We start from the raw sequence: 11,054 nt of genomic DNA on the forward strand, positions 1-11,054 counted from the left end.
GTGGCCCTTGTGCCCGGCGAGGGTGTCGGCGCCGGTCAGCACCACGGTCAGCTCGCCGAGCGGGCTGGTGGCATCGTCCACCGTCGAGACGGCCTTGTTGGCGGTGTCGTCGCCGCGCACCAGCGCCACCAGGCCGCCGGCGGTGGCCGCCGGCGGATCGCCGACCACCACGGTGGGCCCGCCGGTGCTGGAGCCCAGCTGGGCGCCGAAGGACAGCAGCATCTTGCCGGCCTCGTCGTTCTTGGGCAGGGCGCCGGGCGCGATCAGCAGGACCAGCTTGCCGGCCGTCACCGACTGGCTCTCGGCCTTGATCATGTTCAGGGTGCCGAACCCGGCGACCACCTGGGCCAGGTCGGTGCTCTGGCCGCGCCCGTGCAGGACGAAGCCGAGCAGCGCGCCCGCCAACGAGCCGGCGTCCTCGGTGGTCGGCAGCTGCAGCCCGATCGGGTGCAGCCCCGAGGTCGCCAGTGACCGGATGTCATTGGCCCGCCGGGGGTCGGAGAAGTCCTTGCCCAGCTGCAGCCGGGCCGCGACCGTGCCGCCGGCTGCGACGACCTGGGACGCGATCGCGTCCTTGAGCCCCTTGGAGGCGCCGGGCGCGCCGAGCAGCACCACCGGCGTCTTGGCCAGGGCTCCGCGGGAGATCTTGGCGCCGAAGGTCTGCGCGAGCAGGTCGGCATTTGCCGAGTGGGCCTGCAGCACCCGGTTCTGCGCCCGCAGGCCGTCCTGGTTCTTCTCCAGGTCGCTGACCTGGTGGCGCAGCTCGCCGACGACCGCGCCGTTGAGCGCGCTGGTCCCGATCACCACGCCGAGCGCGATGCCGAGGAAGACGGCGATGACGGAGACGAGGTGGTACCGGAACGAAATCACGAGAACAGGTCCCTAATCCAGGTGACAAGGTGGTCCCAACCGTCGGCCAGGAGATGGAGGTAGCTGTCGCCGGCCAGCCCGGCGACCAGGACGACGGCGATGGCCAGCACCGCCGACACCGCCAGCAGCACCAGCGACACCGCTGACACCCGGGTCTGGTACAGCTGGGCGGCGGCCTTGGCATCGACCAGCCGGCCGCCGATCTTCAGCCGGGTCAGCACCGTCGAGGCGATCCCGCCGCGGCCGGCGTCCAGGAACTCCTCCAGGGTGGCCCGCATGCCGACGGTGACGATCAGCCGGGGCTCGCCCGCGTCGGCCAGCAGCATCGCGGCGTCCTCGCTGGTGCCCGAGGACGCGAACACGACCGGCTCGATGCGCAGGTCCTGCACCCGGGCCAGCCCGGTGACCCGGCCGTGGTGGTCGGCGTGCGCCACCACCTCGCCGGCCTCGCGCAGCGCCGCGTCGGAGACCAGATCCAGCTCGCCGATCACCAGGTCGGCCTGGTAGCCGGCATCGCGCAGGACGTCGGCGCCGGCATCGACGCCGACCAGCACCGGACGGAACTCCCGGATGTAGTGCCGCAGCGCGCGCAGGTCGGACTTGTAGTCATAGCCCTTGGCGACCAGCAGGACGTGCCGGCCGCGGAACTTGGTGCTGAGCTCGGGCAGCCCGATGCCGTCGAGCAGCAGCTCCTTCTCGCGCTCCATGTGCTGCTGGGTGCTGGCGGCGAAGGCCTGCAGCTGGGCCGACAGGCCGGCCTTGGCGGCCCGCATCGCGGTGCGGATGGTGTCGGCGTCCTGCCGGGCGCCACGGGCGGCCACCCGGTCGCCGGCGTAGAGCACGTCGCCGTCCAGCCGCAGCCGGGCGCCCTCCTTCACCTCGGCGAAGATCTCGGCGCCGACCGCGTCCAGCAGGGCGATGTCGTTGTTGACCAGCACCTCGGGGCCGAGGTTGGGGTACCGGCCGGAGATGCTCGGCTGGGCGTTGACCACCACGCTGACGCCGGCAGCCACCAGGGCGTCAGCCGTCGAGCGGTCCAGATCGGCGATGTCGATGACGGCGATGTCGCCGACGTGCAGCCGGTTGAGCAGCCGGTTCACCCGCCGATCCAACCGGGCGGTCCCGCTGATGCCAGGCAGCGCGGCGTCACGGCGTCGGTCGGACTGCCTGAGTGCCAGTTTCATGAGTTTCGATGGTGCCATCCGGGCAGCGGATCGGGGCACTTCGCCACGCGGCGTCACTGCTTGGATCGCCGCCGGCCGCTCGATCCGGATCCGGACCCGGCGAACCTGGCGATGTCCTCGCGGGCGGCGTCGAGCAGCTGCGCGGCATGCTCGCGGGCCACCGCGCTGTCGTTGCCGGCCAGCATCCGGGCGAGCTCGGCCAGCCGGTCGGCGCCGGTGACCGACCGGATGTCGCTGCGGGTGACGCCACCGGCTGGCTTGGCTGGTTCCGCTGCCTTGGCTGTCTTGGCGGTTTCAGTGGACGGCCCGCCGGCAGCCGGCCCCTCAGCTGCCGGCCCCTCAGCTGCCTCGGCGATGGACTTGTCCACCACCAGGTGCCGGTCGGCGAAGGCCGCCACCTGCGCCAGATGGGTGACCACCACGACCTGGTGGTTGCGGGCCAGCCGCGCCAGCCGGCGGCCGATCTCGACCGCCGCCCGGCCTCCGACGCCGGCGTCCACCTCGTCGAAGACCATGGTGGGCACCGGGTCGGCGCCGGCCAGCGCCACCTCGATCGCCAGCATCACCCGGGACAGCTCACCGCCGGATGCGCCCCGCTGCACCGGCAGCGCCGGGGCGTCCGGATGCGGCCGCAGGGTGATCTCCACCTCGTCCACGCCGTCCGGGCCGGCGCCGACCGGCTGGCCGCCGATCACGACCTGCGGGGCGGACTCAGCCGGATGACGGGGCCGCACCTGGACCCGCACCGTCGCCGCGGCCATCGCCAGGCCGGCCAGCTCGGCGGTGATCAGCTCCGACAGCTTCTCGGCGGCCAGCCGGCGTTGCTCGGACACCTCGGCGGCCAGCTCGGTGAACCGGGCGGCGGCGTGATCGCGCTCGGCGGCCAGTGCGGCCAAAGCCTCGTCGGAGGTGTCGGCGGCTGCCAGCCGTTGCTCGGCCTCGGCCGCCCAGTCCAGCACCGCCTCGATGCCGCCGGAGGCCCCGTACCTCGCCCCGGCATCGCCGAACCTGCCCCCGGCCTCGCCGATCGGGCCCGCGCCGTACCGGCGGATCAGGCCGTTGAGCGCGGCGCGGCGCTCGTGCACCGCGGCCAGCCGGGCCGGGTCCGCCTCCAGCTGCGCCTGGTAGCCGGCCAGGTCGCTGCCGATGTCGGTGGCCGCCGCGGCCAGTTCCGCGAGCCGGCCGGTCAGCTGGTCCAGGGCGGCGTCGGTGCCCGCGACCTGGCCCAGCGCCCGGCTGGCCGCCGCGATCAGGGTCTGGACGTCGGGAGTGTCGCCCACCGGGTCGTCCGGGTCGCCGAGCAGGGCGGCGTGCGCGGTGCGCGCCGCGATCCGCAGCGCGTCCGAGTGCTCCAACCGGGCGGCCAGGGCGGCGAGCTCGACGTCCTCGCCCGGCTGGGGCGCCACCCGCGCGATCTCGTCCAGGCCGTGCTGGAGCAACTCGGCCTCGCGCGCCAGCTCGCGGGCGGCGCCGGTCCGGCGGGTCAGCTCGGCCGCGGCGGCCCGCCACTGGCCGAACGCCGCGCGGCAGTCCTGCAGGTCCACACCGGCGAACCGGTCCAGGGTCAGCCGCTGCTCGGCCGGTTGGGTCAGCCGCCGCTGGTCGCTCTGGCCGTGCACCGCCAGCAGGTCCTCGGCCAGCCTGGCCAGCACGGTCGCCGGCACCGAGGCGCCGCCGGCGACGGCCCGGGACCGGCCGGCTGCCGTGATCACCCGGCGCAGCACCAGGCTGCCGTCGGAGTCCAGGTCGCCGCCGGCCTCGGTCACCACCAGCGCGGCCGGTGACCCCTCGCCGACCAGCAACCGTCCCTCGACGCTGGCCGAGTCCACCCCGGCACGCAGCCTGGACGAGTCGGCCCGGCCGCCGAACAGCAGCGCCAGCCCGGTGACCACCATCGTCTTGCCCGCGCCGGTCTCGCCGGTCACCACGGTCAGCCCGGGCCCCAGCTCGAGCACCGCGTCGGAGATGACGCCGAGCCCACGAATCCGGATCTCCTCCAGCATCTGCCGGCCAGCCTCCTGTCGCTATGTGGTCCTGCGGCCGTCGCGAAAGCTGCGAACCGGCAGCTGGAACTTGGCGACCAGCCGCTCGCCGAACGGCGTCGGGTGCGGCCGGGCGATGGTCAGGGTCTGTGCCGAGCGCTCGATCCGCAAGACGGCGCCCGGCGGCAGCGGATGCGACCGGCGGCCGTCGCAGCTCAGCACGCCGAACTGGTCGGCCCCGACCAGCTCGATCCCGATCTGCGAGCCCGGGGCGACCACCAGCGGGCGCTGGAACAGCGCGTGCGCGGCATTGGGCACCAGCAGCATCGCCTCGACGTTGGGCCAGACGATCGGGCCGCCGACCGAGAACGCGTAGGCGGTCGACCCGGTCGGGGTCGCGCAGATCACCCCGTCGCAGCCGAACCTCAGCAGCGGCCGGTCATCGACCGACACGGCCACCTCCAGCATCTTCTCCCGATGGCTCTTCTCCACCGACGCCTCGTTCAGCGCCCAGTCCTCGGCGAGCAGCTCCCCGTCCAGGGTCACGGTGACCTGCAGGGTGAACCGCTCCTCCACCTCGTAGTGGCCGTCCACGATCGCGGTGACGGTCGCGTCCAGGGCGTCGACCTCGGTCTCGGCCAGGAAGCCGACGTGGCCCAGGTTCACCCCCAGCAGCGGGATGCCGGCCCTGCGGGCGTGTTCGGCGGCGCGCAGGAAGGTCCCGTCGCCGCCGAGCACCAGCGCCACCTCGGCGTCCTTGGCGATCTGGCTCTCGTCCAGCAGGCTGACCGCGCCCAGCTCGCCGTCCTCGGCGATGTCGGCCGCCTCGGACGGGCTGATGCGCACCTCGAAGCCGGCGTCGCCCAGGCGCGCGATGAGGCTCCTGGCCAGCTCGCGGATGTCCGAGCGGCCGGTGTGCGCCACCAGCAGGACGGACCTCATGCGTCCTGCCCCGCGACGGCGGAGATCGCTGCCGGATCGGGCGGGTCGGCGTCCTGGCGCAGCCAGAGGAAGAATTCCACGTTGCCGCTCGGCCCGGGCAGCGTGCTGCGGGCCACCCCGGCGGTCCCCCAGCCGAGCTCCTGGGCCGCGCGGGCAATGGTGAGCACCGACTCCGCGCGCAGGTCGGGCTCGCGCACTACGCCGCCCCGGCCCAGCCGGGCCCGGCCCACCTCGAACTGGGGCTTCACCATCGGGACCAGGTCGGTGGCCGTGCAGGCGGCGAGCGCCGGCAGCACCAGCCCCAGGGAGATGAAGGACAGGTCCGCGACGGTCAGCTCGACAGGCCCGCCGATCTGCTCCGGGGTCAGCGTCCGGACGTTGGTGCGGTCGTGCACGATCACCCGCGGATCCGATTGCAGCGCCCAGGTCAGCTGCCCGTAGCCGACATCCACCGCGACCACCTCGCGGGCGCCGCGCCGCAGCAGGACGTCGGTGAAGCCTCCGGTGGACGCGCCGGCGTCCAGGCAGCGCCGGCCGGCCACCTGCAGGCCGGCGAACTCGGCCAGCGCGCCGGCCAGCTTGTGCGCGCCGCGGGAGGCATAGCCGGGGTCCTCGGTATCGGTGACCACCCGGATGGGGGTGTCCTGCTCGACACCGGTGGCGGCCTTGGTGGCGACGTTGCCGCGCACCTGCACCCGGCCGGCGTCGATCAGCTCACCCGCCTGCTCGCGCGACCGGGCCAGCTGGCGACGCACCAGCTCGGCGTCCAGGCGCAACCGGCGGACCATCGGCAGCGGCTCAGGCCTGGTCCAGCTCGGCGAGCGCGCCCTGCAGCTCGCGGTGCAGCGCGTCCAGCCGGGTCACAGCATCGGCGAGCGGCCCGTCGCTGACTCCTGCGATGTCGTGGCCGGCGGTGGAGATCCGCGCCAGCAGCTCGTCGCCGCCGAGGCTGTCGCCGGGCGCGCGAGCGGTGCTGGGATCGGTCACGCCCCCAGGTTACGTGCTGGGGTGGTGCTGGGCCCGGCTATCCACAGCCTCAGCCCGGCGCGTGTCCGAGGCCGAACCGCTCGATGAGCTGGGTGGAGGCGGCCTCGGCTCCGCTTATCCGGCTCACCGCGATGCCCGCGTCGAGCAGCCGCCAGCTGGCTACTGCCAATGCCCGGACGCCGTCCAGGCCGTCTCCGTCCGTACCGGCCGGCGGCTCCAGGCTGAGCAGCAGGTCCGCTCCGGAGATCCGGACCCGGGCCGAACCGCAGCCGACCAGCTCACCGGCGCCGGTCACCTCCGGATGCGGGTGCAGCAGCGCCGAGACGTCCCAGCCGAGGTAGTCCGGCCGGTGCAGCAGCGGCGCGGTGAGCAGGGCCGCCGGGTCGGTGACGCCGCTGAACACCAACAGCGAGTCGCAGTCGGCCCGGCGGGCGCCTTCGATGTCGGTGTCCAGCCGGTCGCCCACCACGATCGGGTTGCGGGCCTGCGAGCGCTCGACGCTCTCGGCATGCATCGCCGGATCGGGCTTGCCGGTGGCAGCGGGCGTCCGGCCGGTCGCATGCCGCAGCGCCGCGACCAGCGATCCGTTGCCGGGCAGCGGCCCGCGCGGGGACGGCACGGTCGCATCGAGGTTGGTCGCCAGCCACGGAACACCGCGGCCGATGGCCACCGCTCCCTCGGCCAGCGCGTGCCAGTCCAGGCCGGGGAAGAAGCCCTGCACCACGGCAGCGGGCTGCTCCTCGGCCGAGAACACCGGGGTCAGCCCTCGCTCGACGAGCGCGTCGATCAGCCCGGTGGTGCCCAGCACCAGCACCGCGGCGCCGGCGGGCAGCCGGTCCGCCAGGTAGTGCGCGGCTGCCTGGGCCGAGTTGACCACCTCGTCGGCGGCCGCGGGCACCCCGACCCGGCGCAGCAGCCCGGCGACCTGGTCCGGGGTGCGCGAGGCGTTGTTGGTGACGAAGGCCAGCCGCATACCTGCCTGGCGCGCCGAGGCCAGCGCCGGCGCGGCCCCGGCGACCGGCTGCTCGCCGAGGTAGACGACGCCGTCGAGGTCCAGCAGCGCCACGTCGTAACGGGTGGCCAGCGGCTGGTGCGAGCCGATCATTCGTGGTGCTCCACTTCCCGGTGCTGAGTTGGGGGTCGCCGGCCGCTAGCATCGGCGCTCGTGACTGATCCTCTCGCCGCAGGCCGTGGCTTGTCGCTCGCCCCGTTCCGCGCCGTTCGGTTCACCGCGGACGCCGACTCGCTGGGGCGGCAGCTGTCGCCGCCCTACGACGTCATCTCCGACGCCGCCCGGGCGGCCCTGGTCGAGGCGAGCCCGACCAACGTGGTTCGGTTGATCCTTCCAGAGGAGGACGAGGCGCGGTTCGGCGACGGTGACCGTTACGCCGGCGCGAAGGCGGTCCTGCAGGAGTGGCTGGGCAGCGGGGTGCTCGCCGTCGATGACGAGGCCGCCCTGTTCGTCTACGAGATGAGCGCTCCGGACGGCTCGGTGACCCGGGGACTGCTGGGGGCGGTCGAGCTGCGCGATCCCGACGACGGGGTCATCCTGCCGCACGAGAACACCATGGCAGGGCCCGTGTCGGACCGGCTGGCGCTGATGAGCGCGACCGAGGCCAATCTCGAGCCGATCTACCTGGTCTACGACGGTGGCGGGGCGGCGTCGGAGCTGGTGGCCTCGGTCAGCGACCAGGAGCCCACCAGCACGGCGACCACGCCGGACGGCATCCGGCACCGGTTGTGGACGGTCACCGACCCGGACGCGCATGCCGCGGTCGCCACCGATCTCGTCGGCCGGCGGGCGCTGATCGCCGACGGGCATCACCGCTATGCGACCTACCGGCAGCTGCAGGCCGACCATAGCGGCGAGCCCGGGCCCTGGGACCGCGGCCTGACGCTGCTGGTCGACACCTCGTCCTACGGGCCCCAGGTGCATCCGATCCACCGGGTCGTGGCGCTCGGCTGGACCCGGCTCCTGGAGCTGACCGAGGGCGCGGCGGAGATCAGCGAGCCGATGTCGGTCGCTGCGGCGGAGAAGCTGCTGGCCCAGACGGAGGGCTTCGCCGTCGTCTTGGCCCACGAGGACGAGGCGGTGGTCCTGTCGCGGCTGTCGGAGGAGCTCACCCGAGAGGCGCTGGGCGCCGATGCTGACACCGCGCTGGGCAAGCTCGACATCACGGTGTTGCACCGGGTGCTGGTCGAGCGGGTGTGGCAGCTGAGCGACACGGTGGACAACGTCGGGTATGCCCACAGCGTCTCCGAAGCGCTGGAGCAGGCGCTGCATGCCGGACGGACCGCGGTGCTGGTGCGTGCCACCCCGGTACAGGCGGTGGCTGCGGTGGCCGCGGCCGGCGCGCGCATGCCGCGCAAGTCCACGCTGTTCACCCCGAAGCCGGCCTCAGGCATGGTTCTCAGGCGGTTCGCCGACCAGTAGCCGGCGCGGAACTCCGCCCTGGCGGTGGGCCAGTCGTGGGCAGAACTCCCCGGCGCTTCGCCGGCCCGGCGCGGGCGAACTCCCACCCCGGTGGTACGCCGACCGGTGGGCAGTCGGGCTGGTCGAGGCGCTGACGGGTTCTGCCGGACCTTCGGCTCAGAGCAGGTCTGCCGCCCGATCGGCCGCGTCGGTCTCGTCCTCGACGTCGGCCTTCGCGGCCGCGCCGAACCACTGGATCGCTTCCTCGGTCCGGCCGGCCGCCTCCAGCGCGTCGGCATAGGCGTAGCAGAGCCTCGCGCTGCCCGGCCTGGGGTTGGCCGGGTCGAGCCCCGCCCCCCGCTCCAGCACCGCGAGCGCGGCGTCCAGCTGATTCAGGTCCCGGCGGGCGCCGGCCACCACGATGAGCAGCTCGGCGCGGGTGCTGAAGTCGAGTTTCGGCAGCGCGGGGTCGTCCAGGGCTTTGAGCGCCCGCTCCGGACGGCCCAGCGCCCGCTCGCAGTCGGCCATCACCGCGATGTAGCTGGCGTCGCCGGAGATCCGGCGGGCCGCCCGCAGCTCGGACAGGGCTTCGGCCCACTCGCCGGCGTGGTAGGCCGCGAGCCCGGTCGCCTCGCGGACGGCAGCGACCCGGGCGCCACGGCCTCGGGCGGCGCGGGCGTGTTCCAGGGCCTTGTGCGGTTCGGTGTCGATCAGCTGACCGGCGGCGACCAGGTGCGCGCCGACGAACTCGGCGGCCAGCTTGCTAAGCGAGCGCAGCTCCGAGCGGACCGAGGGGTCCAGGAGTTTGGGATCGGCGCCCGGAGGAATGGCGATCTCCACGCCGCGGGTCGGACGCGAGCCCCGGGTCGATTCGTAGTCCTCCTCGTCCCGGTTGCTGCGGCTTCGACCGGCACCGTCCGCGGGGCGGGTGTACCGCCCGGATCCTGAGGAGCGGCCGCCGTCGTCGAACCGGCCGGCGCCCGATCGCGCGGGACCGCCGGACCTGGAGGGAGCACCGGACCGCGCGGGACGACCACCCTCGCCAAATCGCTCGCCACCGGACCGCGCGGGACGGCCACCCTCGCCAAATCGCTCGCCGGACCTCGCAGGACGACCACCCTCGCCAAATCGCTCGCCGGACCTCGCAGGACGACCGCCGTCCGCAAACCGACCACCACCTGATCCAGCGGGACGACCACCCTCGGAACGTCCAGCGCTGTAGGACCGGTTGCCGGCCGGGCGCTCGGAGCGCCCGTACCGCGAGCCGGCAGGAGAATCTGACGCCGAATCCGTGCCACGGCTGCCGCCGCTCGACGGCCGACCGGTCCGCCGCTCACCGTCATCGGCGCGACGGGCTGGCCGGTCCGCGCCGCGGTCGCCCTCGTTCCTGCGCGCACCCGATCCCCGGCTGTCGTCCCGGCGCGGAGCGCTGAAGCCACCTGGCTCCCACCAGTTCGACGCTGATCCGGATTGTTCCCGTGGCGCCGAGCGCGTCGGCCGGGCATCCCGGGAAGGAGCAGGCCTTCCGGTTCGCTGCGACGGGCGGTCGGCCCGCGGCTGGGAGGACTCACTGCGGCGGTAGCCGGCTCCGGACTCCGGGCGGCCTGAGGATCCGAAGCGGTCGCGGGACTGGCCACCGGTCCGGTCGCCCCCGGCAGCACCAAAACGGCCCTGTGACCCGCCACTCGGGCGATCGCCAGCACCGAAGCGGTCGCGAGATCCACCGGTCCGGTCGCTTGGGGCGCCGAAACGGTCGCGGGACTGGCCGCCGGAGCGATAGCCGCCCCCCGAGCCGGCCTGCGTGCCCTGCCCGCGCTGACCAGCTCCGCCAGCGGCGGAACGGCCAGCGGCAGGGCGGCCGGAGCCACCCTGCCTCGGCGGGGTGTCACCATAGCCAGCGCCTCGGCCGGCGCCGTCACGACCGCCGGCGCCGCGTGAGCCAGCCGATCCGGCCCTGCCGCGATCACCGCCGGCAGGAGCGCCCCGCCCGTCTCGACGCGCGTGGGAGCCGCCGCGGCCCGATCCGTACTCAGCCATGTTCCTCATCCTGCTCGTGTGACATGAAAAAGGGCCAGCCCGTCCGGCATAAACCGAACGGCCTGGCCGCAAAAACAACCAAGGTCGTCCGGCAATGCCGAACGACCTTGGTCGAAAGTGTGTCCGGCGACGTCCTACTCTCCCACGCAGTGGCCCGCGCAGTACCATCGGCGCTGAGAGGCTTAGCTTCCGGGTTCGGGATGGGACCGGGCGTTTCCCTCTCGCTATGGTCGCCGAAACTCTATGGAGATATACCGGTCCGCACCGTCATGAGCACAAGCTCAGACGGGGACCGTACCTCGGGAACCGCACAGTGGACGCGTAGCATTTTTGTGGCAAATCCTCGGCCTATTAGTACCAGTCAGCTCCAAACATTACTGTTCTTCCACTTCTGGCCTATCAACCCGGTGGTCTAGCCGGGGGCCTTACTCCATTAAGGATGGGAGTCCTCATCTTGAAACGAGCTTCCCGCTTAGATGCTTTCAGCGGTTATCCCTTCCGAACGTAGCTAATCAGCAGTGCCCTTGGTAGGACAACTGACACACCAGAGGTTCGTCCGTCCCGGTCCTCTCGTACTAAGGACAGCCCTTCTCAAATTTCCTGCGCGCGCAGCGGATAGGGACCGAACTGTCTCACGAC

Annotated in this window: 9 protein-coding genes and 2 rRNA genes; 1 reads left to right on the forward strand and 10 read right to left on the reverse strand. The window is 73.2% G+C overall.

The window, feature by feature from the left end; genetic code table 11:
• The 7 genes from VF612_RS05975 to VF612_RS06005 all read right to left on the reverse strand — a co-directional run.
• Positions 1–870, reverse strand: an 870-nt coding sequence (locus VF612_RS05975) for a copper transporter (RefSeq protein ID WP_408658941.1), incomplete at its 3' end; no start/stop codon positions are given.
• A complete protein-coding gene (gene steA, locus VF612_RS05980) occupies positions 867–2,054 on the reverse strand; it encodes a putative cytokinetic ring protein SteA (RefSeq protein ID WP_408658942.1) in 1,188 nt (395 codons plus the stop codon). The genes steA and VF612_RS05975, both read right to left, overlap by 4 nt.
• 53 nt (positions 2,055–2,107) lie before the next feature.
• A complete protein-coding gene (locus VF612_RS05985) occupies positions 2,108–4,057 on the reverse strand; it encodes a DNA repair protein RecN (RefSeq protein ID WP_408658943.1) in 1,950 nt (649 codons plus the stop codon).
• A 21-nt stretch (positions 4,058–4,078) separates the two neighbouring features.
• Complete coding sequence (locus VF612_RS05990; protein ID WP_408658944.1) at positions 4,079–4,978, reverse strand: NAD kinase; 900 nt, start codon at positions 4,976–4,978, stop codon at positions 4,079–4,081.
• The gene (locus tag VF612_RS05995; protein WP_408658945.1) at positions 4,975–5,766 is read right to left on the reverse strand and encodes a TlyA family RNA methyltransferase; all 792 of its coding nucleotides are present in this window, start codon (positions 5,764–5,766) and stop codon (positions 4,975–4,977) included. The genes VF612_RS05990 and VF612_RS05995 overlap by 4 nt, the downstream gene beginning before the upstream one ends.
• 10 nt (positions 5,767–5,776) lie before the next feature.
• Positions 5,777–5,965: a hypothetical protein gene (locus VF612_RS06000; RefSeq protein WP_408658946.1), complete on the reverse strand. Its 189-nt coding sequence runs from the start codon at positions 5,963–5,965 to the stop codon at positions 5,777–5,779.
• Positions 5,966–6,014: 49 nt separating this feature from the next.
• The gene (locus tag VF612_RS06005) at positions 6,015–7,070 is read right to left on the reverse strand and encodes an HAD-IIA family hydrolase (RefSeq protein ID WP_408658947.1); all 1,056 of its coding nucleotides are present in this window, start codon (positions 7,068–7,070) and stop codon (positions 6,015–6,017) included.
• 60 nt (positions 7,071–7,130) lie between these two features.
• Between VF612_RS06005 and VF612_RS06010 the strand changes: the two genes are divergently transcribed.
• Entirely contained in the window at positions 7,131–8,399 is a 1,269-nt protein-coding gene (locus VF612_RS06010) for a DUF1015 family protein (protein ID WP_408658948.1), read from the forward strand.
• Between the two features lie 156 nt (positions 8,400–8,555).
• Here the strand turns inward: VF612_RS06010 and VF612_RS06015 are convergent, their stop codons facing one another.
• The 3 genes from VF612_RS06015 to VF612_RS06025 all read right to left on the reverse strand — a co-directional run.
• The gene (locus tag VF612_RS06015; protein WP_408658949.1) at positions 8,556–9,218 is read right to left on the reverse strand and encodes a tetratricopeptide repeat protein; all 663 of its coding nucleotides are present in this window, start codon (positions 9,216–9,218) and stop codon (positions 8,556–8,558) included.
• 1,318 nt (positions 9,219–10,536) lie between these two features.
• Positions 10,537–10,653 (reverse strand): 5S ribosomal RNA (gene rrf, locus VF612_RS06020).
• A gap of 93 nt (positions 10,654–10,746) precedes the next feature.
• A 23S ribosomal RNA gene (locus VF612_RS06025) occupies positions 10,747–11,054 on the reverse strand; the annotation flags it as partial.

It is taken from the genome of Jatrophihabitans sp. (assembly GCF_036388195.1).
In the GTDB taxonomy this organism is placed as follows: domain Bacteria; phylum Actinomycetota; class Actinomycetes; order Mycobacteriales; family Jatrophihabitantaceae; genus Jatrophihabitans_A.

Coding starts and splice junctions, on each gene's coding strand:
- steA (WP_408658942.1), bottom strand. CDS start 2,054: ATGAAACTGGCACTCAGGCAGTCCGACCGACGCCGTGACGCCGCGCTG.
- VF612_RS05985 (WP_408658943.1), bottom strand. CDS start 4,057: ATGCTGGAGGAGATCCGGATTCGTGGGCTCGGCGTCATCTCCGACGCG.
- VF612_RS05990 (WP_408658944.1), bottom strand. CDS start 4,978: ATGAGGTCCGTCCTGCTGGTGGCGCACACCGGCCGCTCGGACATCCGC.
- VF612_RS05995 (WP_408658945.1), bottom strand. CDS start 5,766: ATGGTCCGCCGGTTGCGCCTGGACGCCGAGCTGGTGCGTCGCCAGCTG.
- VF612_RS06005 (WP_408658947.1), bottom strand. CDS start 7,070: ATGATCGGCTCGCACCAGCCGCTGGCCACCCGTTACGACGTGGCGCTG.